This window comes from Nocardioides sp. F233, assembly GCF_057813895.1.
On the sequence record NZ_JBVASH010000002.1, the window covers coordinates 692,627 to 717,495 of the forward strand.

Below are 24,869 nucleotides of genomic sequence, written 5' to 3' on the forward strand. Positions count from 1 at the left end.
AGCCATGTCCGTCCCCTTCACGGCCAAGGCCGTCACCGGAGCCTTCGTCGCCAGCGGCCTGGTCCACCTCGTCCGGCCGCAGGTCTTCGAGCCGATGATCCCCGAGCAGCTGCCCGCGCCCCGGCAGGTCGTGGTCTGGAGCGGGGTGGCCGAGCTGGCCTGCGCCGCCGGGATGCTGCACCCGCGCACGCGGCGCGCGGCGGCGTACGTCAGCGCAGCACTGCTCGTCGGTGTCTTCCCCGGCAACGTGAAGATGGCGCTCGACGCCCAGCGCGGCGACAACACGGCGCTCAAGGCCGGCACGCTCGCCCGGCTGCCGCTCCAGCTGCCGATGATCCGGGGGATGCTGAAGGCGGCCCGCGCGGCCTGAGCCCGGAACCACTTACTGGTTCGCCGCACCGCGGGGCCCGGCCGTAGGCTTCGGCCCGTGCTGATGCGGATGTCGACCCTGTTCGTGCGGACCCTGCGGGAGGACCCCTCCGACGCCGAGGTCCCGAGCCACCGGCTGCTCCTGCGAGCCGGCTACATCCGCCGCGCCGCGCCGGGCATCTACACCTGGCTGCCGCTCGGCCTCGCCGTGCTGCGCAAGATCGAGGGCATCATCCGCGACGAGATGAACGGCATCGGCGCGCAGGAGGTGTCCTTCCCCGCGCTGCTGCCGCGCGAGCCCTACGAGGCGACCAACCGCTGGACCGAGTACGGCGACGGCATCTTCCGGCTCAAGGACCGCAAGGACGCCGACTACCTGCTCGGCCCCACCCACGAGGAGATGTTCACGCTCCTCGTCAAGGACATGTACAGCTCCTACAAGGACCTGCCGCTGAGCCTGTACCAGATCCAGACCAAGTACCGCGACGAGGCGCGTCCGCGCGCGGGCCTGCTGCGCGGGCGCGAGTTCACGATGAAGGACTCCTACTCCTTCGACGTCGACGACGCGGGCCTCGAGGCGTCGTACCAGCTCCACCGCGACGCCTACGTACGGATCTTCGACCGACTCGGCTTCGACTACGCCATCGTCAAGGCCACCGCCGGCGCGATGGGCGGCTCGAAGTCGGAGGAGTTCCTCGCCAAGGCCGAGGTCGGCGAGGACACCTACGTCCGCTGCACCAGCTGCGACTACGCGGCCAACGTGGAGGCCGTCCAGGTCCGCCCGCCCGCGCCCGTGGCGTACGACGGCCAGCCGGCCGCCCACGCCGAGCCGACTCCCGACACCCCGACCATCGACACCCTGGTCGACCACCTCAACGCCGCCTTCCCGCGCGACGACCGTCCCTGGACGGCCGGCGACACGCTCAAGAACGTGGTCCTGGTGCTCAAGCACCCCGACGGCACCCGCGAGCCCCTCGCCATCGGCCTGCCCGGCGACCGCGAGGTCGACCAGAAGCGGCTCGAGGGCCAGCTCGAGCCCATCGAGGTCGAGCCCATGGACGAGACGGAGTTCGCGAAGCACCCCGCGCTGGTCAAGGGCTACATCGGGCCCGGCGTGCTGGGGGAGGAGAACAAGTCCGGCATCCGCTACCTGCTCGACCCCCGCGTCGCCGAGGGCACCCGCTGGGTGACCGGTGCCGACGTCCCCGGCTCGCACGTCATCGACCTGGTCGCCGGGCGTGACTTCACTGCCGACGGCACCATCGAGGCCGCCGAGGTCCGCGACGGCGACGCCTGCCCCAACTGCGCCGACGGGATCCTGGAGTCGGCCCGCGGCATCGAGATGGGCCACGTGTTCCAGCTCGGCCGCAAGTACGCCGAGGCGCTCGAGCTCAAGGTGCTCGACGAGAACGGCAAGCTGGTCACCGTCACGATGGGCTCCTACGGCGTCGGCGTCACCCGCGCGGTTGCCGCCATCGCCGAGGACACCCTCGACGAGATCGGCCTGTGCTGGCCCCGCCACGTCGCCCCGGCCGATGTCCACGTGGTCGCCGCCGGCAAGGACGAGGCGGTGTTCGCCGCGGCCGAGGAGCTCGTCGCCGGGCTCACCGCGGCCGGCCTCGACGTCATCTACGACGACCGCGCCGGCAAGATCAGCCCCGGGGTGAAGTTCAAGGACGCCGAGCTGATCGGCGTACCGACCATCGTCACCGTGGGCCGCGGCGTGGCCGATCCCGACAACCGGGTGATCGAGATCAAGGACCGTCGTACCGGCGAGCGCCAGGAGGTCGCCCTCGGCGACACCGTCGCCGCGCTCACCGCGATCGTGCGGAGCTGATCCCGGTGGCGGTCGACGCGGTCATCTTCGACTGGGGCGGCACGCTGACCGCCTGGCACGACATCGACTTCCACGCGGAGTCGCTGGCGCTCGCGCAGGCCGTGCTGACCACGCCGGACACCACCGACGACCACCACGCCCACGCCGCCCGCCTCCACGAGGCGGGCAGCGTGGTCTGGGGACGCAGCCGCGACCACCAGCAGAGCGCCACCATCGGCGACCTGTTCGACGCGGCCGGGCTCGACCACGACCCCGACCTGCTCGACGCCTACTACGGCTTCTGGGAGCCGCACACCCTCACCGACCCCGACGTGGGCCCGCTGTGGCGGTGGCTGCGCGCCGAGGGGATCAAGGTCGGCGTGCTGTCCAACACCATCTGGCCGCGCGCGTGGCACCGCGGGTACTTCGAGCGCGACGGTGTCCTCGACCTCCTCGACGGCGACGTCTACACCAGTGACATCCCGTGGACGAAGCCCTCGCCCGACGCCTTCCGTGCCGCCATGGACGCCGTCGGCGTCACCGACCCCGCCGCCTGCGTGTACGTCGGCGACCGGCTCTTCGACGACGTCTGGGGTGCCCAGCACGCCGGGATGCGCGCGATCCACGTCCCGCACAGCACCATCCCGGCCGACCAGATCGGCCACACCGAGGGCGACCCCGACGCCGTCGCCCACCGCCTCTCCGAGATCCCGGAGCTGCTCGCGCCCTGGCGCTGATCAGGCTCAGGTGAGGGTTCCCTCATCTGCAGGTTTGTGCAGTGCACATTTATGAGGATCGCTTCCGCGGGCCCTCGGACGCGTTGTGTTGCATGATTGTGCACACGGCGGACGGTGAGCCCCACCTCTCCCGGTCGCCGAATGACCGTTGTCCCCGGTCACCATCGGTTCGCGACCCCGGCTTCGGGGGACGTCTCGGGAGTTCCCCGGATGTCGGAGGTCGCGAACCGGTGGCGTTTTTCCGGCCCTTGTCCGGCCGAGGAACGTTTTTCCGGCCCTTGTCCGGCCGAGGAACGAGGCCGGACAAGGATCAGCCGGGAAGGTCGAGTAGCGCCGCGGCTGAGCCTGCGAAGCCGCGACGCGCGTACCGAGACCGCGGTGAGGCGTCTCGATACGCCCTCGCCCAGGGGCTCGGGCTACTCGACGAACTCAGAGTCCGGGCAGCCGGTCCGGCCGGCCGCCGAAGGCGGTGCTGCGCACCGCGGCGTCGACGAGCGCGTCGATCGCCCAGGAACGGGCGTCGCCGGTGGTGCTGGCGACGAGGTAGGCGTAGGTCGCCGTTGCCGACTCCTCGAGCGCGCGGGCACGGTCGGTGACCGCCGTGGGCGTGGAGAGGTCGGCGGGCAGGCCGTAGCCGGGCTCGGCGGCGACCGGCTCCGCGCCGTCTGCCTGGAGCCGGGCCAGCAGGTCGTCGCGGCGTGCCCGGTGCGTCGTGTACGCCGAGGTGAGCGCGGCGTACAGCGTCGGGGAGCCGGAGGCGGAGGTCTGGCCGCCGAGGACGCCGTACACGAAGACGGCGGCGTGCTCGGCTGCGAGCGTGGTCTGCAGCGCCTCGACGGCGGGAGGGGTGTCGCCCGAGGCAGCGGGCAGCACGGCGGGCGGCCGGCTGCTGCGACCGACGAGGACCTGGCCGAGCGCGGCGGCCATCGAAGCCAGCACCTGCGCCAGGCCGCCGCTGTGCGCCTCGCGGGCGGCGTCGACGAGCCGGTCCCGCAGGGCGGCCTCGGCGCTCACCAGAGCCGCGCGCGCGGCGGCGCGGCCGGTCGCGACCTCGGGAGCGGGGGCGGTGACGGAGCCGCCGAGCTCGGCGGCGTGGGCGTCGTGGACCCGGGCCAGGCGGGCCGCGACCCCGACGCCGGGCAGGGCACGTGCGGTCGCCGCAGCCAGCGCGCCGGTGGTGGAGATCGAGGCCAGCACGCTCTCGACGAGGCTGCTGTCGGCGTCGGCCGGGGGAGCGGTCGGCGTGACCGCGCCCGACACGCCCGGGTCGTCGCCCGCCCCGAGGAGGTCGTCGATCGCGTCGCAGCCCGTCAGCAGCGCCCCGGCTGCGCCGATCCCGCCGACGACGACCAGCCGTCGAGGGACGGGACGGGGACGGGCAAGCACGCGGCGACCCTATCGGGCAGCCGTCGGCCGGGTATCGTGTGCCTCGCACAGCCACAACAGGACACGGGGAGACTCACCATGGGTACTCATTCCGCTCAGGGAGCGACAGCAGAGCGGATCGAGCACGTCCTCGTCGCTCCGCTCGCCGAGCTGGGCCTCGACCTCGAGGCCGTGGAGCTCACCCCGGCCGGGAAGCGTCGCGTGCTGCGGATCGCCGTCGACACCGACGGCGGGCTCACGCTCGACGACGTCGCGGCCGCGACCAAGGTGATCGACCGGGTCCTGGAGGACGACGGCCCCGACGGTGGGGCGAAGGCACTCGGTGAGCTGCCCTACACGCTGGAGGTCACCTCCCGCGGCGTGGACCGGCCGCTGACCCTGCCGCGCCACTGGCGCCGCAACGAGGGCCGCCTGGCGAAGGTGACGCTCGCCGACGACGCGACCGTGACCGGCCGGATCGGCGCCTCCGACGACGAGGGCGTGGCCCTCGCGGTCGACGGCAGCGAGCGCCGGGTCGCCTATGCCGACGTGCGCAAGGCACTGGTGCAGATCGAGTTCAACCGCAAAGACATGAAGATCGACGAGAACGACAAGGACGCCGACTGATGGACATCGACCTCAGCATCCTCCGGACGCTGGAGCGCGAGAAGGAGATCAAGTTCGACGTCCTCGTCGAGGCGATCGAGCAGGCGCTGCTCACGGCGTACCACAAGACCGAGGGCTCGGTCTCCCAGGCGCGGGTCGAGCTCAACCGCAAGACCGGGCACGTCACGGTGCTGGCCACCGAGGTCGACGCCGAGGGCAACAAGGTCGGCGAGTACGACGACACCCCCGACGGCTTCGGCCGGATCGCCGCGACGACCGCGAAGCAGATCATGCTGCAGCGGCTGCGCGACGCCGAGGACGAGATCAGGTTCGGTGAGTTCTCCGGCAAGGAGGGCGACATCATCTCCGGCGTCATCCAGCAGGGCCGCAACCCCGACGACGTCCTGGTCGACCTCGGCCGGATCGAGGCGCACCTGCCTGCCAGCGAGCGCGTCCCCGGCGAGGACTACCGGCACGGCACCCGGATCAAGTGCCTGGTCATCTCGGTCCGCAAGGGCATGCGCGGTCCGCAGGTCACCCTGTCCCGTTCGCACCCGAGCCTGGTCAAGAAGCTGTTCGCGCTCGAGGTCCCCGAGATCGCGGACGGCACCGTCGAGATCGCGGCGATCGCCCGTGAGGCCGGTCACCGCACCAAGATCGCGGTGAAGTCGACCGTCTCCGGCGTGAACGCCAAGGGCGCCTGCATCGGCCCGATGGGCCAGCGCGTGCGCAACGTGATGTCCGAGCTCGGTGGCGAGAAGATCGACATCGTCGACTGGTCCGACGACCCGGCCCGGCTCGTGGCGAACGCGCTGTCCCCGGCCCAGGTCCAGTCGGTCACCGTGGTGGACGCGGCGGCCCGCTCGGCGCGCGTCGTCGTACCTGACTTCCAGCTGTCGCTGGCGATCGGCAAGGAGGGCCAGAACGCCCGCCTCGCCGCCCGGTTGACCGGCTGGCGCATTGACATCCACTCCGACGAAGAAGCGTGACGAGCGGCACCTGGCACGCACGCTGGCTGCGTTGTCGTCGGTCGACGACCCGCTTCGCTCGAAGGTCGCCTCCCTCCTCCGCCTTGCCATCGCACGCACCAGGCACCGCTCGTCACGTTTCTGGCGGCCGCAGGGGGCGGCCCGGTTCGTGAAGTCGGCCACCCAAGCGGTAGAGTTGAGTTTCGGTGGCACACCGACCGAATTCCCCTGCACGCCCTGACGTCGTCCCGATCCCGGGGCCCGTCCGGACCTGCGTCGGATGCCGGGCACGCGCCACCAAGAGCGAGTTGTTGCGGGTGACTGCCGGCTCGGGACCCGATGGCCTGCCGGCCGTCGTCCCGGATCCTGGTGGCACCGCGCCGGGCCGTGGAGCGCACCTGCACCCCACGACCGGTTGCTACGACCTCGCGGTACGGCGGAAGGCCTTCTCCCGTGCGCTCCGGATCACTCCGGGCGCGGGTGGGCTCTCCAGCGTGCCGGTGAGGGAGTACGTCGCCCAGGCGGCCGCAGCTCGGACCGATCCGACCGACAGAGACTGGAGCAACAGCTCATGAGCACTCGATGAGTATCTCGCGATGAGCCAGTTCGTTCTGCACCACCCACCAACGGTCTAGAGATCCATCCCGGGTCTTGGGCCAGAAGGAGAACCGTGGCCAAGACCCGAGTTTCCGAACTCGCGAAGCAGTACGGCATCAAGAGCGCCGATGCGCTCAAGATGCTCAGTGACATTGGCGAGTTCGCCAAGACGGCGTCCTCGAGCATCGAGCTCCCCGCCGTGAAGAAGTTCGAGGCGACCTACGGAGCCGAGCTCCTCGCCAAGATGAAGCCTGCCGGCGAGTCCGCCGGTGAGGCCAAGCCCGCCCCCAAGGCTCCGGCCCCGAAGGCTGCTGCCGCGCCCGAGGCGCCGGCTGCTGCTGCGCCGGCTCCCGCTGTGGCGCCAGCTCCTGCGGCCGAGGCCCCCGCGGCCGAGGCGCCGGCTGCCGCCGCGCCCAGGCCCGGCGGTCCCCGCCCGGGCCCGCGGCCCGGCCCGAAGGCTCCGGCCGCCCCCGAGGCGCCGGTGGTCGAGGAGAAGCCTGCCGCTGCCGCGGCTCCGGTTGCGCCCGAGGCCCCCGAGGCCCCGGCTGCTCCCGCCGCTCCGGCTGCCAAGCCCGGTGCGCCGAAGCCCCCGACGCCCAAGGCGCCGGCCCCGGCTCCGCGTCCGGTCGGCAAGCCCAGCGGTACCCCGCGGCCCGGCAACAACCCGTTCGCGCCCAGCCAGGGCATGGGCCGCCGTCCCGCTCCGCCGCCGCGCGAGGGTGAGGCCGGTCCGGCCGGCCCGCGTCCGCCGGCCGGTGCCGGTGGCGGTGGTCGTCCCGGCATGCCGCGTCCCAACCCGGCGATGATGCCGAAGTCCGCCGGTGCCTTCGGGCAGGGCGGCCCCGGCGGTCGTGGCCCGGGTGGCCCCGGTCGCCCCGGCCCCGGTGGCCGTGGCCCGGGTGGTCCCGGTCGCGCCGGTGCCCCGGGTCGTCCCGGCGCCGGTGCCGGTGCGGGCGCCGGTGCTCCCGGCGGTCGCGGTCCCGGTGGCTTCGGCCCCGGCGGCGGTGGTCGTCCCGGTGGCGGCGGTCGTCCCGGCCAGCGTGGCCAGACCCAGGGTGCCTTCGGCCGCCCGGGTGGTCCCGCGCGCCGCGGTCGCAAGTCGAAGCGGGCGCGTCGCCAGGAGTTCGAGGCCATGGAGGCCCCGACGATCGGCGGCATGCGGGTCCGCAAGGGCAACGGCGAGACCGTCCGTCTCGCCCGGGGCTCCTCGCTGACCGACTTCGCCGACAAGATCGGCGTCGACGCTGCGTCGCTCGTGCAGATGCTCTTCCACCTCGGCGAGATGGTCACGGCCACCCAGTCGGTGGGCGACGAGACGCTGGAGCTGCTCGGCGACGAGCTCAACTACGTCGTCGAGGTCGTCTCCCCGGAGGACGAGGACCGCGAGCTGCTCGAGTCGTTCGACATCGAGTTCGGTGCCGACGAGGGCAGCGAGGACGACCTGGTCGTCCGCCCGCCGGTCGTGACCGTCATGGGTCACGTCGACCACGGAAAGACCAAGCTCCTCGACGCGCTCCGCGACGCCAACGTCGTGGCCGGCGAGGCCGGTGGCATCACCCAGCACATCGGTGCCTACCAGGTCCACACCGAGGTCGACGGCAACGACCGCCGGATCACCTTCATCGACACCCCGGGTCACGAGGCGTTCACCTCGATGCGTGCCCGTGGTGCCCAGGCGACCGACATCGCCGTCCTGGTGGTCGCGGCCGACGACGGCGTCATGCCGCAGACGGTCGAGGCGCTCAACCACGCCAAGGCGGCCAACGTGCCGATCGTGGTGGCGGTCAACAAGATCGACAAGGAGTCGGCCGACCCGACCAAGGTCCGCGGCCAGCTCTCCGAGTACGGACTGGTGCCCGAGGAGTACGGCGGCGACGCGATGTTCGTCGACGTCTCGGCCAAGGCCGGGCTCAACCTCGACAAGCTGCTCGAGGCGATCGTGCTCACCGCCGACGCGTCGCTCGACCTGCGGGCCAACCCGGTCCAGGACGCTCAGGGTCTGGTCATCGAGGCGCACCTCGACCGTGGCCGCGGCCCGGTCGCGACCGTCCTCGTCCAGCGCGGAACCCTCCGCGTCGGCGACTCGATCGTCGCCGGTCCGGCCCACGGCCGCGTCCGCGCCATGCTCGACGAGCACGGCAACGAGCTGACCGAGGCCGACCCGGCCCGGCCCGCGATGGTTCTCGGCCTCTCGTCCGTCCCGGGCGCCGGCCAGAACTTCATCGTGGTCGAGGACGACCGGATGGCCCGCCAGATCGCCGAGAAGCGTGAGGCGCGCGAGCGGGCGGCCATGCAGGCCAAGCGCCGCGTGCGTCGTACCCTCGAGGACTTCATGGCCTCCATGGAGAAGGGCGAGAGCCAGGAGCTCAACCTCATCCTCAAGGGCGACGTGTCCGGTTCGGTCGAGGCACTCGAGGACGCCCTCGCCCAGATCGACGTGGGCGAGGAGGTCAGCCTGCGGGTCATCGACCGCGGTGTCGGTGCGATCACCGAGACCAACGTCGACCTCGCAGCCGCCTCCGACGCGATCATCATCGGCTTCAACGTCCGCCCGCAGGGCAAGGCGGGTCAGATGGCCGAGAAGGAAGGCGTCGAGATCCGCTACTACTCGGTCATCTACCAGGCGATCGAGGAGATCGAGGCGGCCCTCAAGGGCATGCTCAAGCCGGAGTACGAGGAGCACGCTCTCGGCCAGGCGGAGATCCGTGCGATCTTCCGCTCGTCCAAGATCGGAAACATCGCCGGTTGCATGGTCACGAGTGGTGTCATCCGCCGCAACGCCAAGGTCCGCGTCCTGCGCGACGGCGCCGTGGTGGCCGACAACCTCGACCTCGCCTCGCTCAAGCGGGAGCGGGACGACGCGGCCGAGGTCCGGGAAGGCTTCGAGTGCGGTCTCGTGCTCAAGAACTTCCAGGACATCAAGGAGGGCGACATCGTCGAGGCCTTCGAGATGCGGGAGATCCCGCGCGTCTGACGCGCATCCCAGCAACACCGTGCGGTGCCGCCCGTCCCTGGTCCAGGGGCGGGCGGCGCCGCCGTTCTAGTGATAGGAAACAAACCATGGCCAGCCCCCGGGTACGCAAGATCGCCGACCGGATCCAGGTGATCGTCGCCGAGATGCTCGAGCGTCGGATCAAGGACCCGCGTCTCGGCTTCGTCACCGTCACGGAGGTCCGGCTCACCGGCGACGCGCAGAACGCGACCGTCTACTACACGGTGCTCGGCGAGGACGCCGACCAGCAGGCGACCGCCACGGCGCTGGAGTCGGCCAAGGGTGTGCTCCGCTCCGAGGTCGGCAAGCAGCTCGGCATGCGGCACGTGCCGTCGCTCGCCTTCGAGTTCGACGGCGTGCCGGAGACGGCCCGCCACCTCGACGAGGTGCTGGCCCGGGCCCGCGAGGCCGATGCCGCGGTCGCCGCGGCCCGCGAGGGTGCGCAGCCGGCCGGTGAGGCCGACCCGTACAAGAAGCCGCGCGAGGTCGTCGACGAAGAGACCGAGGACGAGTGACCAAGCCCGCGGTGCCGTCGGGCCTCGTCGTCGTCGACAAGCCCGCCGGCATGACGTCGCACGCCGTCGTGTCCCGGGTACGACGAGCGGTCGGCACCCGCAAGGTCGGCCACGCCGGCACCCTCGACCCGATGGCGACCGGGGTGCTGGTGCTCGGCGTGGAGCGCGCCACCCGGCTGCTCGGTCACCTGATGCTCACCGAGAAGGCGTACGACGCCACGGTGCGCCTCGGCATGTCGACCACCACGGACGACGCCGAGGGTGAGCTCGTCGCTGCGACCCCGGCGGACCGGCTCGAGCCGGCGGCCGTGCTGGCGCAGCTCGCGACCCAGGTCGGCGAGATCCTGCAGGTGCCGACGGCCGTCAGCGCGATCAAGGTCGACGGGAAGCGCGCCTACCAGCGCGTGCGCGACGGCGAGGAGGTCGAGCTCAAGGCCCGTCCGGTGACCGTCCACGAGCTGACCGTCCACGACCAGCGGGTCGTGGGGGAGTTCCTCGACGTCGACATCACGGTCCGCTGCTCGAGCGGCACCTACATCCGTGCCATCGCGCGCGACGTGGGCGCCGCCCTCGGCGTGGGCGGGCACCTGACCGCGCTGCGTCGTACCGCTGTCGGACCGTTCACCCTCGACGGAGCGGTGACCGACCTCGAGCAGGTCACGGTCACCCCGCTCGCCGACGCGGCCCGGGCGACGTTCCCGGCGATCGACCTCGACGCCGACCAGGCCCAGGCGGTCCGCTACGGCCGCCCGCTGCCGCTCGGCATCGACACGCTCACCGGGGTGTTCGCGCCCGACGGCGAGTTCCTCGCGCTCTACCGTCCCGAGGGCGGCGCGGCGCGCCCGGCGGCCGTCTTCGTCGGCTGACGTCGGGCTCCGCCGGCGGATGTGGGAGAGTTGCGGCCGTGCGAGTGTGGCGTGACTTCTCCGACGTGCCCGACGACCTCGGTCGCACGGTCGCGACGATCGGGAACTTCGACGGCATGCACCTGGGCCACCAGCACGTCGTACGACGGGCGCGGGAGGTGGCTGCCGAGGTCGGTGACGACGCCGCGATCGACGGCGTCGTCGCGGTGACCTTCGACCCCCACCCGATCGCGGTGCTGCGCCCCGAGCACGCCCCGCCGACGCTGACCACGATCGACCAGCGGCTGCGGCTGCTCGGCGAGGCCGGCGTCGACGACGTCCTCGTCATCCCGTTCTCGCGCGAGATCGCCGGCTGGACGCCGGGGGAGTTCATCGACCGGATCCTGGTCGACACCCTCAACGTCAAGGCCGTCGTGGTCGGCGCGAACTTCCGCTTCGGCAACCGCGCCGCCGGCGACTGCAACCTGCTGCGCAGCGCCGGCCTCGAGCACGACTTCGTCCTCGAGGAGGTCAGCCTCGACGGCGGGCCCCAGGTCTGGTCGTCCACCTACGTCCGGACCTGCCTCGCCGCAGGCGACGTCACCGGCGCCGCCGAGGCTCTCGGCCGGATCTTCACCGTCACGGGCATCGTGATCGAGGGCGACAAGCGCGGCCGGGAGCTCGGCTACCCGACCGCCAACGTGCCGGTCCGGCCGGGAGCCGCGGCCCCGGCCGACGGTGTGTACGCCGGGCGGCTGACCGTGCACGACGGACCCGACGCCGGGACGACGTACCCCGCCGCGATCAGCGTCGGCACCAACCCGACCTTCGCCGGCGAGCGCGAGCGCCGCGTCGAGTCCTACGTCCTCGACCGCACCGACCTCGACCTCTACGGCCGCGAGGTCGAGGTCGCCTTCATCGAGCGGCTGCGCGGCATGACCCGCTTCGACTCGATCGACGAGCTGCTCGTCGCCATGGCCGACGACGTCGACCAGGCGCGAGCGATCCTCGCCGACTGACCGGGCGGACGGGGCTGCCGTGACCGGGGTGCGGGACGACCTCGCTGCTGCCGAGCGGTGGTTCGTCGACCACGGGTTGCCGTACTTCGTCGACGACTACCGCGCTGCCGTGGCCCGCGGGCTGCGTCGGGCGCGCCTGGTCCCGGCCGTGGCCGTGGCGGTCGTGGTCGCCGCGGTCGCCGGGCTGGTCACGGGCGCATGGCTCGGTGTCGCCTCCGCGCTCGGCGCCGCGCTGACGGCCTTCGGTGTCGTGCTGGCGGTGTACGCCGTCGCGGTGCTCCGTGCCTGGCTGATCGTGGGCTGGGCGATCCGGCGTACCTTCCGCTCGATGGGGCTGATGCTGCCGCTCGTGACGCGGGCGTTGCCCCTGCTGCTGTTGTTCATCACCTTCCTGTTCATCAACACCGAGGTCTGGCAGGTCGCGGCGAGCCTGGACGGCGGCGTGCTCTGGGTGGCCGTGCTGCTGTTCGCCGCCATCGCGGTCGGCTTCCTGCTCACCCGGCTGCCCGAGGAGCTCGACAGCGTCGACGACGAGGTCGAGGCGGCCCAGCTCATCGAGGCGTGCACGGGCACCCCGCTCGAGCCGGCCGCCCGGCGGATCGCGGCCCGGGTCGACAAGGTCGGCGCCGTCGACGCCGAGGTCAGCGGGCTGCAGAAGGCCAACCTGGTGCTGGTCCTGCTCGTCGCGCAGGCCGTGCAGGTGCTGCTGCTGGCGCTGGCGGTGTTCGCCTTCTTCATCGTCTTCGGCCTGGTCGCGATGGAGCCGGAGGTGCTCGAGCTGTGGCTCGCCCACCCGGTGCACGCCCTGGACGGACCGGTCGGGCAGCTGTTCGGCGAGCGGCTCAGCCTCGAGCTGCTGCGGGTCTCGACCTTCCTCGCCGCGTTCAGCGGCCTCTACTTCACGGTGTACGCCGTCACCGACGAGCTCTACCGCCGGCAGTTCTTCTCCGTGGTGATCCGCGAGCTCGAGCGGGCGGTGAGCGCCCGGGTGGCCTACCGCTCGCTGCGCGACGAGGACCGCGACGAGGACCTGGCGTGACCCCGGTCCCGGTGGTCGTCGACTGCGACGCCGAGACCGACGACGCCATCGCGATCCTGCTCGCTGCCCTGCACCCGGGCATCGAGCTGCTGGGTGTCTCCACCGCGAGTGCCGACGAGGCCGCAGCGGTGCGGGCGATGGTCGCGCAGGGCGGCGTCGACGTCGACGTGCACCCCGGCCCGGCGTGGCTGCTCTCGACGCTGGCCGAGGCATCTGCGCCGGTGGCGCTCGTGACCACCGGCCCGCTGACCAACCTGGCCGCGGCACTGGCGCTCGACCGCTCGCTCACCGGCTCCGTGGCCCGGCTGGTGGTGCTCGGCGGGACGCACCGGGAGCCCGGGGCGACGCCGTACGCCGACCGCAACGTCTGGTCCGACCCGCAGGCCGCCGCCACCGTGCTCGCCGCGCCCTTCCGCGAGGTGCTGCTGGTGACCGCTGACGCCACGGCTGCGGCGGCCCCGGGCGTCGCAGACCTGGACCACTGGCGTGGCCTCGGCACGCCCGCCGCCCGTGCTGCCGCCGACCTCGCCGCCTCCCGACTCGACCGGGGAGCGCGGGTGCACGACCCGCTCGCGGTCGCGGCGCTGCTCGACCCCGGCCTGCTCACCACCCTGCGGGCAGCGGTGCGGGTGGAGTGCACCGACCCGACGACGTACGGCGCCACCCGGTTCGCCGCGGAGGTCGACGAGAAGCGCGGACGGGTGTCGGTGGCGGTCGGCGCCGACCGGGCGCGGTACCTCGCCCTGCTCGCTGCAACGCTCGGCCGTCAATAGAACTAAATCAAGTAAATAACTCGTGTTAACGTCGGGGCATGACCCCGAACCGAATGCGCCGCCGTGCCGTGCTCGGACTGCCCGCCGGACTGGCCGCCGCCACCGTCACCCAACTCGGCCCGCTAGCGTCCCGCGCGACAGCCGGGGCTCCCGCGATCCTCAAGCCGCTGCCGGCCGAGGCGTTCATCGACTACGGCACCAACGCCGAGACGCGCTGGGAGTCGGTCGACCCGCACCGCTACCTCACCCCGCAGTCACGGCTGTTCGTGCGCAACCACACGCGTACACCGCAGGTCGACCCGGCGTCGTACCGGCTGCGGGTGCACGGCAACGGTCTCGCCGACGCCGCCGGCGTGACGCTGGGCCTCGCCGAGCTGAAGCGCCGGTTCCGGACCGTCGAGGTCACCTCGGTGCACGAGTGCACCGGCAACGGTCGCAGCTTCTTCGACACCCAGCAGGGCACCAAGGCCGCCGGCACGCCGTGGACGCTCGGCGCGGTCGGCACGGTGACCTGGCAGGGCGTCCGGCTGCGCGACGTGCTGCGCTGGGCCGGCCTGCGGTCCGACGCGGTGTCGGTGCAGGGTGTCGGCCTCGACGACGAGTACGTCGACAAGGGCGAGAACCTCGGCCACGTGCGGCGCCCGTTCCCGGTCGCCAAGGCGCTCGACGACGCGCTGCTCGCCTGGGGCGCGAACGGCGAGCCGCTGCTGCCCGACCACGGCTTCCCGCTGCGACTGGTGCTCCCCGGTTGGGTGGGCATCGCGAGCATCAAATGGCTGGGCGAGCTCGAGGTGTCGACCGCGGAGCTGACCTCGCCGTGGAACACCCGCTGGTACAACGTCGGCGGTCCGCTCGGCGCCAACCCGGTGCGCTCGGCCTGGGAGCTCCCGCGCGACGCGACCATCCCGGCCGGCCGCACGGCGGTGCTCACCGGCCGGTCGTGGTCGGGTGCCGCGCCGATCGCGCGGGTCGAGGTCAGCACCGACGGCGGTACGACGTGGGCGGCCGCCCGGTTGCGTCCCGCGCCCGGCCCGCGGACCGAGGGGCACGGTTGGACCCGGTGGTCGCACCGCTGGCACGCACCCGAGGCGGGACGCCATGAGCTGCTCGCCCGGGCGACCGACCTGCACGGGCGCACCCAGCCCGACGCGGCGGCGTACAACCCGAACGGGTACTTCTTCGACGCCGTCGTGAGGCACCCCGTGCTGGTTGCCTAGTCCTGGACCCGGCCGCGCAGCTGCTTGGTCTCACCGCGGCGGCGCTTCGCGTCGAGCCGGCGCTCCTTCGAGCCACGCGTCGGCTTCGTGGCCCGCCGGGTCGGAGGGGGTGGCGCGAGCAGCTCACGCACCCGCGCGGCGAGGCGCTCGCGGGCGGCCACCCGGTTGCGGTGCTGGGAGCGGTGCTCGTGGGCGACGACGGTGATCGGTCCGTCGGTGCGGGCGAGCAGCCGGGTGCGCTGCGCGTCGGACAGCACGGTCGAGGCGGCCGGGTCCCAGAGCAGCTCGACCCGGCTGTCGGTGGTGTTGACCGACTGCCCGCCGGGGCCGGGGGAGCGGGAGAACCGCTCGACCAGCTCGGTGTCGGGGACGACCAGCCCGGCCGGGAGTCCCGGGCCAGCAGGAACCAGGAGGTCCACTACGAGACGGTGACCGGTACGCCGGACAGCGCCGCGTTGCCCGACACGTCGAGCCGCTCGGGATCGGTGAGGTCGTTGATCGACACCCCGGCGACGCCGGCCGCGACGCCCAGCCGGGCACCGGCGCGGCCGTGCCCGTAGCCGTGGGGGAGCGACACGACGCCCGGCATCACGTCCTCGGTCGCGGCCACCTCGACCTTCACCTCGCCGACCCGCGAGCGCACGGTGACGACAGCGCCGTCGCTCAGGCCCCGCGAGGCGAGGTCGGCAGGGTGCATGAGCAGCTGGTGGCGGGCCTTGCCGCGAGTGAGCCGGTCGGTGTTGTGCATCCACGAGTTGCAGTCGCGCTGGTGGCGGCGGCCGATGAGGAGCAGCTCGCCGTCGGTGGGCAGGGCGTGCTCCTGCAACCGGGCGACGTCCGCGGCGACCAGCGCCGGCAGCGCCTCGATCCGTCCGCTCCGCGTCCGCAGGCGTCCGGGCAGCTGCCCGGCGCGCAGCGGTCCGAGGTCGACACCCTCGGGGTGCTTGCGCAGCTCGGTCAGCGTCGTCTGCGACCCGCCGGAGCGCAGCAGCATCCCGATCAGGAAGGTCGGGCTCATCCGCATTCGCGCCTCGGCGACGATCCGGCGCTTGAGCGGCGGCTTCCGGCGCCGGCGCCGGGTCACCCGCAGGTGGAGGTCGCGGAAGATCTCCCAGTCGTGGCGCTGGTCGCGGCCCCTCGCGAACACCGCCGGTGTGAACCGGGCCGTGTTGCGCACCGCGAGCAGGTGGAAGACCAGGTCGTAGTGGTCGCGCTCGAGGAGCGTCGTCGGCGGCAGGACGACGTCGGCGTGCCGGGTGGTCTCGTTGAGGTAGATGTCGACCGCGGCGTAGAAGTCGAGGCCCGCGATCGCCCGGTCCAGCGCGACGCCGTCCGGCGTCGAGAGCACCGGGTTGCCGGCGACGGTCAGCAGCGCCCGGACCTGGCCCTCTCCGGGCGTCTCGATCTCCTCGCGGAGCACCGCGACCGGCAGCTCGCCACCGAACTCGGGCGCCTGCCGCACCCGGGAGCGGTACCGGTCGTGGTGGCCGCGCCCGATCAGCCCGCGCCCGACCGCATCGATCGCCGGGTTGGTGAACAGCGCCCCGCCCTCGCGGTCCAGGTTGCCGGTGACCAGGTTGATCATCTGGACCGCCCACTGGCAGACCGTCCCGAACTCCTGGGTCGACACCCCGATTCGGCCGTACGCCGCTGCGCCGTCCGCGGCCGCGAAGTCCCGCGCGATCCGCCGGATCTCGTCGGCCGGCACCCCGCTCGCCTGCTCGGCGAGCTCGGGGGTGAAGCCGGCGACCAGGTCCACGACGCCGGCCAGGCCGTCGACGTACGCCGGCGGTCGGGTCAGGCCCTCGGTGAACAGCACCTGCAGCAGGGCCAGCAGCACCCAGGCGTCGGTGCCGGGCCGGACGAAGTGGTGCTCGTCGGCGACCTTCGCGGTCTCGGTGCGCCGCGGGTCGAGCACGACCATCCGCCCGCCACGGGCGCGGAGCTCGCGCAGGCGTCCGGGGAAGTCCGGGACGGTCATCAGGGAGCCGTTGGAGGCCATCGGGTTGGCGCCGAGCACCAGGAAGTAGGACGTGCGGTCGATGTCGGGCACGGGCAGCAGCAGCTGGTGGCCGTAGAGGAGGTAGCCGATGACCTGGTGGGGGAGCTGGTCGACCGAGGTCGCGCTGAACTTGTTGCGCGTGCGGAACGACTGCGCCAGCGCGACGCCGTGGGTCATCGAGCCGAGGCTGTGCACGTTCGGGTTGCCGAGGTAGATCGCGAGCGCGTCCTCGCCGTGCTCGTTGACGGCCCTCGCGAGGCCGTCGGCAACCAGGTCGAGGGCCTCGTCCCAGCCGATCTCCTCCCAGCGCGCGTCGTCGCCGCGCCCGAGGCGTCGTACGGGACGGCGCAGGCGGTCCGGGTCGGCGTGCACGTCGCCGATCGCCACGCCCTTGGGGCAGATGTGGCCGCGCGAGAGGGGGTCGTCGGGGTTGCCGCGGACGCCCGTCACGGCGCCGTCCTCGATGGTCAGCAGCAGGCCACAGGTGGCCTCGCACAGGTTGCACACGCCGGTCCGCGTCTCCACGTCGGCATCGTCGCACAGCGATTCGGCTCGGCGTGATCCCCGCTGTTAGCCTTGTGCAGTTGCCGTCAGAACGGCCGCGGACCAAGAGAGCTCCAGGATTTCAGGCTGGGGCGCCGCGCAACGAGCGAACAAGGAGTTCACATGGCAGTCGGTACCGACGCTGAGACCAAGAAGAAGATCATCGCTGAGTACGCCACGACCGAGGGTGACACCGGTTCGCCCGAGGTGCAGATCGCGCTGCTCTCGCACCGCATCAGCCACCTGACCGAGCACCTCAAGCAGCACAAGCACGACCACCACAGTCGTCGTGGCCTGCTCCTGCTCGTCGGCCAGCGCCGCCGTCTTCTCAACTACCTGAAGAAGACCGAGATCGAGCGCTACCGCACCATTGTCGAGCGCCTCGGCCTGCGCCGCTGATCGCAACGCTCTGATGCGTCCATGAACGGGTGACCCGAACCGGGTCGCCCGTTCTGCTTTTCGCCCGCCGGTCGATAAAGTGGCGAGCGTCATTCAAGTCCATTTCCGCGGGGCAGCGCGTCCCGCACCGCACGAACAAGAGAAAACATTGACTGAACCCGTCATCTCCGAGGTCGAGACCGTTCTCGACAACGGCAAGTTCGGCACTCGCACCATCAAGTTCGAGACGGGCGTCCTCGCCCGCCAGGCCGCCGGTTCGGTGAGCGCCTTCCTCGACGGCGACACCATGCTGCTGTCGGCCACCACGGCCGGCAAGCACCCGAAGGACCACTTCGACTTCTTCCCGCTGACCATCGACGTCGAGGAGCGGATGTACGCCGCGGGCCGCATCCCCGGCTCGTTCTTCCGTTCCGAGGGCCGCCCGGGCGAGGACGCGATCCTGGCCTGCCGCCTCATCGACCGCCCGCTGCGCCCGACCTTCAAGAAGGGTCTGCGCAACGAGGTCCAGGTCGTCATCACCGTCATGGCGCTCAACCCCGACACGCCGTACGACGTGCTCGCGATCAACGCCGCGTCGCTGTCGACCCAGCTCTCCGGCCTGCCGTTCAGCGGCCCGGTCGGTGCCACCCGCGTCGCCCTCATCGAGGGCCAGTGGGTCGCGTTCCCGACCCACAGCCAGCTGGAGAAGGCCGTGTTCGACATGGTCGTCGCCGGCCGGGTCACCGACACCGGTGACGTCGCGATCATGATGGTCGAGGCCGAGGCCACCGAGGAGACCATCGAGCTGGTCCGCGGCGGCGCCCAGGCGCCGACCGAGGAGGTCGTGGCCGGCGGTCTCGAGGCCGCCAAGCCGTTCATCAAGCAGCTGGTCGAGGCCCAGGTCGAGCTGGCCAACGTGGCCGCCAAGCCGGTCCAGGAGTTCCCGATCTTCCTCGACTACGAGGACGACGTGTACGCCGCTGTCGAGGCCGCCGCCAAGGACGACCTGGTCGCCGCGATGACCATCGGTGACAAGCAGGAGCGCGAGGCGCGCACCGACGAGCTCAAGGCTGGTCTGCTCGAGAAGCTCGCCGGCCAGTTCGAGGGTCGCGAGAAGGAGCTCGGCGCGGCCTTCCGCTCGCTCAACAAGCAGGTCGTGCGCGAGCGCGTGCTGCGCGACAAGGTCCGCATCGACGGTCGCGGCCTGGCCGACATCCGACCGCTGCACGCCGAGGTCGACGTGATCCCGCGCGTCCACGGCTCCGCGCTGTTCGAGCGTGGCGAGACCCAGATCCTGGGCGTCACCACCCTCGACATGCTCAAGATGGAGCAGCAGATCGACACGCTGTCGCCGGAGTCCCACCGGCGCTACATGCACAAGTACATCTTCCCGCCGTTCTCCACCGGCGAGACCGGTCGCGTCGGCTCGCCCAAGCGTCGCGAGGTCGGCCACGGTGCGCTCGCGCGTCGTGCGCTGCTGCCGGTGCTCCCGAGCCGCGAGGAGTTCCCGTACGCCATCCGCCAGCTCTCCGAGGCCATGGGCTCCAACGGCTCCACCTCGATGGGCTCGGTCTGCGCCTCGACCCTGTCGCTGCTGCAGGCCGGTGTGCCGCTGAAGGCGCCGGTCGCCGGTATCGCCATGGGCCTCATCTCGGGCGAGATCGACGGCAAGACCGAGTACGTCGCGCTGACCGACATCCTCGGTGCCGAGGATGCGTTCGGTGACATGGACTTCAAGGTCGCCGGCACCAAGGAGTTCGTCACCGCGCTCCAGCTCGACACCAAGCTCGACGGCATCCCGGCCGAGGTCCTCGCTGCGGCGCTGACCCAGGCCCGCGACGCCCGCCTGACGATCCTCGAGGTCATGGGCGAGGCGATCGACGCTCCCGAGGAGATGTCGATCCACGCTCCGCGGATCATCACCGTCAAGGTGCCCGTGGACAAGATCGGCGAGGTCATCGGGCCCAAGGGCAAGGTCATCAACCAGCTGCAGGACGACACCGGCGCCTCGATCTCGATCGAGGACGACGGCACGGTCTACATCGGTGCGACCAACGGCGAGGCGGCCGAGGCGGCCCGGGCCGCGATCAACGCGATCGCGAACCCGACCATGCCCGAGGTTGGCGAGCGGTACCTCGGTACCGTCGTCAAGACGACGAACTTCGGTGCGTTCATCGCGCTCATGCCCGGCAAGGACGGCCTGCTGCACATCAGCAAGCTGCGCGCCATCGCCGGTGGCAAGCGTGTCGAGAACGTCGAGGACGTCGTCGCGGTGGGCCAGAAGCTGCAGGTCGAGATCGCCGAGATCGACGACCGCGGCAAGCTGTCCCTCATCCCGGTGGTCGAGGAGGCCGCCGGCGAGGCGACCGACGCGGCTGAGGAGTCCGACGAGGCGTGAGCACCACCAGCTCGACGACGGCCGGCCAGCGCTCCGCTGGCCGGCCGTCGGCCGTTTCCCGTGCCGGGGCGTCCACCCGGACCCTCGAGACCGTGCGCGACCACTCGGGTCAGGTGACCTCGCTCGTACGACGCACGCAGCTGCCGTCCGGGCTGCGGATCGTCACCGAGCAGATGGCCGGCGCGCGCTCCGCGTCCGTCGGCGTCTGGGTCGGCGTCGGCTCGCGCGACGAGACCACCAAGACCCACGGCGCCTCGCACTTCCTCGAGCACCTGCTGTTCAAGGGCACCACGGAGCGCTCCGCGCTCGAGATCTCCATCGAGCTCGACGCGGTGGGCGGTGAGTTCAACGCGTTCACCGCGAAGGAGTACACCTGCTTCCACGCGCGGGTGCTCTCCGACGACCTGCCGCTGGCCGTCGACGTGCTCGGCGACATGATCACCGGTTCGCTCATCGCGACCCACGACGTGGACGCCGAGCGCGACGTCATCCTCGACGAGATCGCGATGCACGACGACGACCCCGACGACGTCGTCCAGAACCTGCTCGCCGAGCTCGCCTGGGGCGCCGAGTCGGCGCTGGGGCGCCCGATCGCCGGCACCGCCGGATCGATCGAGGCGATGACCCCGGCACAGATCAAGCGCTTCTACCGCCGCCACTACGCGCCGGCCAACACCGTCATCTCGGTCGCGGGCGCGCTCGACCACGCGGCCGTCGTACGCACGGTCAAGAAGGCGTTCGGCCGCCACGGCTGGCTCGACGAGCTGGCCGCTCACACGGCTCCGCGTACGACGTCGGCCCGGCGCCGCCCGAAGGTCGTCGCGGGCGACGGGCGGGTCGACCGGCCGTTCGAGCAGGTCAACCTGGTCATCGGTCGCGAGGGCCTGACCCGCGACGACGACCGCCGCTACGCGCTCGGCGTGCTCAACACCGCTCTCGGCGGCGGCACGTCCAGCCGGCTGTTCCAGGAGGTCCGCGAGGTCCGCGGGCTGGCTTACTCGGTCTACTCCTTCGCCAGCCACTACGCCGACTCCGGCGTCGTCGGGGTCGCCGTCGGCTGCCTGCCCGACCGCACCGACGAGGTGCTGGCCGTGGTCCGCGAGCAGCTGCGGCTGATCGCGGACGAGGGGATCACCGACGACGAGCTGGTCCGCGGCAAGGGTCAGCTGGTCGGCGGGATGATCCTCGGCCTCGAGGACTCCGGCTCGCGGATGATGCGACTGGGCAAGAACGAGCTGGTCAACGGTGAGGTGCTCGGCATCGACGAGGTGATCGCCCGGATTGAGGCGGTCACGCTCGACGAGGTGCGCGAGGTCGCCGCCGAGGTCTTCGGCCGGCCCGAGCTGCTCGCGCTGGTCGGACCGGCCTGACGCGTCAGACCCCGAGCTCGGGCTCGGGGTCGACTGCCTCGATGGACAGCGCGAAGTCGTCGCCGTGCTCGGTGACGCCGGCGATGACGGCCTGCTCGACCGCCTCCTCGCCGTACCTGCGGCGCACGACCATCGGGTCGGTACGCAGCTCACGCACCAGTGCCGCTGCGAGGCCGATCATGATCACCACGAACGGCAGCGCTGCGACGATGGTGATGGTCTGCAGGCCGGTCAGCGCGTCCTCGCCGCCCGCGAGCAGCATCACCGCCGCGACAGCTCCCGTGGCGACGCCCCAGAAGATGACGACGCTGCGGCGCGGCTCCGTCGTACCGCGCTCGGAGAGGCTGCCCATCACGATCGAGGCCGCGTCGGCGCCGGACACGAAGAAGATCGCGACCAGCAGCATCACCAGGATGCTGGCGACCGTGGCGAGCGGGAGCGCGTCGAGGGTGCCGAACAGCTGGGCCTCGAGACCGTCGGCGTGCGCGATGTCGGTGCCGTCGCGCTGCAGGTCGATGGCGGTGCCGCCCAGGATGCAGAACCAGATCACGCTGACCACGCTCGGGACCAGCAGCACGCCGGTGACGAACTGGCGGATCGTGCGACCGCGCGAGATGCGGGCGATGAACATGCCCACGAACGGCGTCCACGACAGCCACCAGGCCCAGTAGAAGACCGTCCAGCTGCCCAGCCAGGCCTCGGTGTCCGGTCCCTCCGCCCCGGTGCGGGCAGCCATCATCGCCAGGTCCTGCACGTAGCTGCCGAGCGAGGTCGGCACCAGGTTGAGGATGAAGACCGTCGGCCCGACCACGAACAGGAACAGGGCCAGCACGACGGCGAGCACCATGTTGATGTTGGACAGCCACTGGATGCCCTTGGCGACGCCGGAGACGGCTGACAGCACGAAGGCGACGGTCAGCACGGAGATGATCCCGACGAGGACGCCGTTCCCGAGCGGGCCGATGTCACCGACGATCTCGAGGCCGCTGCTGATCTGCAGCGCGCCCAGGCCGAGCGAGGTCGCCGAGCCGAACAGGGTCGCGAAGATCGCGAACATGTCGATCACCTTGCCGGCGCCGCCCGAGGCTCGCTCACCGAGGAGCGGCGCGAAGGCCGCGGAGATCAGCTGCACGCGGCCCTTGCGGTAGACGCCGTACGCGATCGCGAGGCCGACGACGGCGTAGATCGCCCACGGGTGGAGCGTCCAGTGGAACATCGTGGTCGCCATCGCGGTCTGCGCGGCGGCGTCCGGGTCACCGCCGGTGCCCGGCGGCGGGTCCACGAAGTGGGAGAGCGGCTCGCTGACGCCGTAGAACATCAGGCCGATGCCCATGCCGGCGCTGAACATCATCGCGATCCACGAGGTCGTGCGGAACTCGGGCTCCTCGTCGTCGCGGCCGAGCGGGATGGTGCCGTACCTGCTCATCGCCAGCCACACGACGAACACGACGAAGCCGCTGGAGGTCAGCACGAACAGCCAGCCGGTGTTGGTCATCACCCAGTCCAGCGCCTTGCCCGAGGCGGTGCCGAGCGAGTCGGTGCTCACCAGGCCCCACACGACGAAGGCGATGCTCACGACGGCGGCGACGCCGAAGACGAGGGGGTCGATGCCCCGGCGTACCGGACCGTCGACCTCGACGGCCTGGTCCAGCGCCGGGTGCGGTACGACGTCCGCGGCAGGTGTCGTCAGGATGCTGGTCGGGGTCGTGCTGGGGCTCCGGGTCACGTCTCTCCAGGGTCTCGCCGGTCAGGACGAGCACGCGCGCCGAGGCGGTGAGAGAGGACCGAGATGTGAAGTCAGGCCAGCCCCGAGACGGGCATGCTGCCCCTGCACGTTAACAAGAGCCCACCCCGCCGCGTCGAATCGCGGAGGGCCCGCGAGAGGTCAGCGACGCCCGATGATCCCGATGACGGGCGGCATCTTCGAGTCCACGATGTAGACCCGGAAGCCGCCGTCACGCAGCTGCTCGGACGCCTTCGCGAGGATGTCGGCCACCTGCTCGGGACGCGAGGTGTCGAAGAAGAGGTTCACCGACCCGCCGGGCATCAGCCGCTCGTGGAGGAGGGCGATCTCCTCGCTCGCGTCGCGCACCCAGAACAGGTTGACGTCGAACGCGAAGACCTTCGTGAGCCGCTTGACCGGCACTCGGAGCGTGGCCAGGTCGATCTGGCGCACGGTGAGCCTGCCGGCGGCGATGTGCTCGGCGCAGCGGGCCTTGGTGCGGTCCACACCGGCCTCGGAGCGGTCGATCGCGAACATCTTGCCCTTGCCCTCGAGGCGCCGGCAGATGAGGTCGGCGGCCGCACCATTTCCACAGCCGATCTCCAGCACGTGGTCGTTGGGCTGGACGTCCATGAAGTCCACCGCCCACCGGATCCGGGCCGGGATCTTGTTCACCATGGGGGTCAGCCTGCCAGAACGCGAGCCGGGGTGACGCACTACCTTGGTGCCGTGAGCACACGTGTCGCGGATCAGGGTGCTGCCGAGCGCCTCCAGGTGGGCGTCCTCGGGGCCCGGGGCAAGGTCGGTGCCGAGGTCGTCAAGGCCGTCGAGACCGCCGACGACCTGGACTTCACCGTCGGTGTCGACCAGGGCGATCCGATCGCCTCGCTCGTCGACAGCGGCACCCAGGTCGTCGTCGACTTCACCCATCCCGACGTGGTGATGGACAACCTGCGCTTCTGCATCGAGAACGGCATCCACGCCGTCGTCGGTACGACGGGCTTCGACGACGCGCGCCTCGACACCCTGCGCGGCTGGCTCGCCGACAGTCCCGGCGCCGGCGTCCTGATCGCGCCCAACTTCTCCATCGGCGCGATCCTGATGATGCGGTTCTCCGCCATCGCCGCGCCCTTCTTCGAGTCCGTCGAGGTCGTCGAGCTGCATCACCCGACCAAGGCCGACGCCCCCAGCGGCACCGCCGGTCGCACTGCTGAGCTGATCGCCGCCGCCCGCCGCGAGGCCGGCAGTGCCCCGATCCCCGACGCGACCAGCACCGGCCTCGAGGGCGCCCGGGGCGCCGACGTCGACGGCGTACGCGTCCACAGCGTCCGGGTGCGCGGCCTGGTCGCCCACCAGGAGGTCATCCTCGGTGGGCTGGGGGAGACCCTCACCATCCGCCACGACTCCCTCGACCGGGTCTCGTTCACGCCCGGCGTGCTGACCGGCGTCCGCCGGATCGGGGACTTCCCCGGCCTGACGGTGGGTCTCGAGCACTTCCTCGACCTCGGCTGACTGAACGGCGCGAGCGCGTCGCTCCTTCGTCGCTTCCTACGCCTCCCCGACCGTCGTTCCCGCCGATGGCCGCTGCGCTGGAGTG

General features: G+C 71.8%; 22 protein-coding genes. 17 read left to right on the forward strand and 5 right to left on the reverse strand.

The genetic code is table 11. The features are described 5' to 3' along the window. The first annotated feature begins 4 nt into the window (after positions 1 to 4). From ACZYRU_RS09735 to ACZYRU_RS09745, 3 genes are read left to right on the forward strand one after another with little or no spacing between them, the layout of a single operon-like run. Complete coding sequence (locus ACZYRU_RS09735) at positions 5 to 370, forward strand: DoxX family protein (protein ID WP_488956882.1); 366 nt, start codon at positions 5 to 7, stop codon at positions 368 to 370. 57 nt (positions 371 to 427) lie between these two features. Then, positions 428 to 2,206: a proline--tRNA ligase gene (locus tag ACZYRU_RS09740; protein ID WP_488956883.1), complete on the forward strand. Its 1,779-nt coding sequence runs from the start codon at positions 428 to 430 to the stop codon at positions 2,204 to 2,206. A 5-nt stretch (positions 2,207 to 2,211) separates the two neighbouring features. After that, on the forward strand, positions 2,212 to 2,922 hold the full coding sequence (locus tag ACZYRU_RS09745; protein ID WP_488956884.1) for an HAD family hydrolase: 711 nt from the start codon (positions 2,212 to 2,214) through the stop codon (positions 2,920 to 2,922). Between the two features lie 429 nt (positions 2,923 to 3,351). Here ACZYRU_RS09745 and ACZYRU_RS09750 read toward each other — a convergent pair whose 3' ends face one another. After that, entirely contained in the window at positions 3,352 to 4,308 is a 957-nt protein-coding gene (locus tag ACZYRU_RS09750) for a ferritin-like domain-containing protein (RefSeq protein WP_488956885.1), read from the reverse strand. Between the two features lie 78 nt (positions 4,309 to 4,386). Here ACZYRU_RS09750 and rimP point away from each other — a divergent pair, with 78 nt between their 5' ends. The 10 genes from rimP (at position 4,387) to ACZYRU_RS09800 (ending at position 14,858) form a co-directional block, all read left to right on the forward strand. Next, complete coding sequence (gene rimP, locus ACZYRU_RS09755) at positions 4,387 to 4,914, forward strand: ribosome maturation factor RimP (protein WP_488956886.1); 528 nt, start codon at positions 4,387 to 4,389, stop codon at positions 4,912 to 4,914. After that, on the forward strand, positions 4,914 to 5,882 hold the full coding sequence (nusA, locus tag ACZYRU_RS09760) for a transcription termination factor NusA (RefSeq protein WP_488956887.1): 969 nt from the start codon (positions 4,914 to 4,916) through the stop codon (positions 5,880 to 5,882). The genes rimP and nusA overlap by 1 nt, the downstream gene beginning before the upstream one ends. A 185-nt stretch (positions 5,883 to 6,067) precedes the next feature. Then, positions 6,068 to 6,436 carry a YlxR family protein gene (locus ACZYRU_RS09765; RefSeq protein WP_488956888.1) on the forward strand — a complete coding sequence of 123 codons (369 nt, stop codon included), beginning with the start codon at positions 6,068 to 6,070 and terminating at the stop codon, positions 6,434 to 6,436. Between the two features lie 95 nt (positions 6,437 to 6,531). Further along, on the forward strand, positions 6,532 to 9,432 hold the full coding sequence (infB, locus tag ACZYRU_RS09770; RefSeq protein WP_488956889.1) for a translation initiation factor IF-2: 2,901 nt from the start codon (positions 6,532 to 6,534) through the stop codon (positions 9,430 to 9,432). Positions 9,433 to 9,518: 86 nt separating this feature from the next. After that, positions 9,519 to 9,965 carry a 30S ribosome-binding factor RbfA gene (gene rbfA, locus ACZYRU_RS09775; RefSeq protein WP_488956890.1) on the forward strand — a complete coding sequence of 149 codons (447 nt, stop codon included), beginning with the start codon at positions 9,519 to 9,521 and terminating at the stop codon, positions 9,963 to 9,965. Continuing rightward, positions 9,962 to 10,831 carry a tRNA pseudouridine(55) synthase TruB gene (gene truB / locus ACZYRU_RS09780; RefSeq protein WP_488956891.1) on the forward strand — a complete coding sequence of 290 codons (870 nt, stop codon included), beginning with the start codon at positions 9,962 to 9,964 and terminating at the stop codon, positions 10,829 to 10,831. Before rbfA ends, truB begins: the two co-directional genes overlap by 4 nt. Positions 10,832 to 10,869: 38 nt before the next feature. Then, positions 10,870 to 11,829, forward strand: coding sequence for a bifunctional riboflavin kinase/FAD synthetase (locus tag ACZYRU_RS09785; RefSeq protein WP_488956892.1), 960 nt, complete (start codon positions 10,870 to 10,872; stop codon positions 11,827 to 11,829). A gap of 19 nt (positions 11,830 to 11,848) precedes the next feature. Beyond that, positions 11,849 to 12,868, forward strand: coding sequence for a hypothetical protein (locus ACZYRU_RS09790; protein ID WP_488956893.1), 1,020 nt, complete (start codon positions 11,849 to 11,851; stop codon positions 12,866 to 12,868). Beyond that, positions 12,865 to 13,641, forward strand: a complete 777-nt coding sequence (locus tag ACZYRU_RS09795; RefSeq protein WP_488956894.1) for a nucleoside hydrolase — start codon at positions 12,865 to 12,867, stop codon at positions 13,639 to 13,641. Before ACZYRU_RS09790 ends, ACZYRU_RS09795 begins: the two co-directional genes overlap by 4 nt. A gap of 38 nt (positions 13,642 to 13,679) precedes the next feature. Then, positions 13,680 to 14,858, forward strand: coding sequence for a molybdopterin-dependent oxidoreductase (locus ACZYRU_RS09800; RefSeq protein ID WP_488956895.1), 1,179 nt, complete (start codon positions 13,680 to 13,682; stop codon positions 14,856 to 14,858). Here ACZYRU_RS09800 and arfB read toward each other — a convergent pair. Both arfB and ACZYRU_RS09810 read right to left on the reverse strand, forming a co-directional pair. Then, positions 14,855 to 15,268: an alternative ribosome rescue aminoacyl-tRNA hydrolase ArfB gene (arfB, locus tag ACZYRU_RS09805; RefSeq protein ID WP_488957194.1), complete on the reverse strand. Its 414-nt coding sequence runs from the start codon at positions 15,266 to 15,268 to the stop codon at positions 14,855 to 14,857. The genes ACZYRU_RS09800 and arfB overlap by 4 nt on opposite strands. Positions 15,269 to 15,276: 8 nt before the next feature. Continuing rightward, positions 15,277 to 17,385, reverse strand: coding sequence for a molybdopterin-dependent oxidoreductase (locus tag ACZYRU_RS09810; protein WP_488956896.1), 2,109 nt, complete (start codon positions 17,383 to 17,385; stop codon positions 15,277 to 15,279). A 141-nt stretch (positions 17,386 to 17,526) separates the two neighbouring features. Between ACZYRU_RS09810 and rpsO the strand changes: the two genes are divergently transcribed. The 3 genes from rpsO (at position 17,527) to ACZYRU_RS09825 (ending at position 21,549) form a co-directional block, all read left to right on the forward strand. Continuing rightward, positions 17,527 to 17,802: a 30S ribosomal protein S15 gene (gene rpsO / locus ACZYRU_RS09815; RefSeq protein WP_192683081.1), complete on the forward strand. Its 276-nt coding sequence runs from the start codon at positions 17,527 to 17,529 to the stop codon at positions 17,800 to 17,802. Between the two features lie 148 nt (positions 17,803 to 17,950). Beyond that, entirely contained in the window at positions 17,951 to 20,179 is a 2,229-nt protein-coding gene (locus ACZYRU_RS09820; protein WP_488956897.1) for a polyribonucleotide nucleotidyltransferase, read from the forward strand. Continuing rightward, on the forward strand, positions 20,176 to 21,549 hold the full coding sequence (locus ACZYRU_RS09825; RefSeq protein ID WP_488956898.1) for a M16 family metallopeptidase: 1,374 nt from the start codon (positions 20,176 to 20,178) through the stop codon (positions 21,547 to 21,549). Before ACZYRU_RS09820 ends, ACZYRU_RS09825 begins: the two co-directional genes overlap by 4 nt. A gap of 4 nt (positions 21,550 to 21,553) precedes the next feature. On the opposite strand, the gene ACZYRU_RS09830 is transcribed toward ACZYRU_RS09825, so the two are convergent. Together ACZYRU_RS09830 and ACZYRU_RS09835 are read right to left on the reverse strand one after the other, a co-directional pair. Then, a complete protein-coding gene (locus ACZYRU_RS09830) occupies positions 21,554 to 23,275 on the reverse strand; it encodes a BCCT family transporter (RefSeq protein ID WP_488956899.1) in 1,722 nt (573 codons plus the stop codon). A 159-nt stretch (positions 23,276 to 23,434) separates the two neighbouring features. Further along, positions 23,435 to 23,950: a class I SAM-dependent methyltransferase gene (locus ACZYRU_RS09835; protein WP_488956900.1), complete on the reverse strand. Its 516-nt coding sequence runs from the start codon at positions 23,948 to 23,950 to the stop codon at positions 23,435 to 23,437. A gap of 51 nt (positions 23,951 to 24,001) precedes the next feature. On the opposite strand from ACZYRU_RS09835, the gene dapB reads away from it, so the two are divergent. After that, a complete protein-coding gene (dapB, locus tag ACZYRU_RS09840) occupies positions 24,002 to 24,784 on the forward strand; it encodes a 4-hydroxy-tetrahydrodipicolinate reductase (protein WP_488956901.1) in 783 nt (260 codons plus the stop codon). Positions 24,785 to 24,869 lie beyond the last annotated feature (85 nt).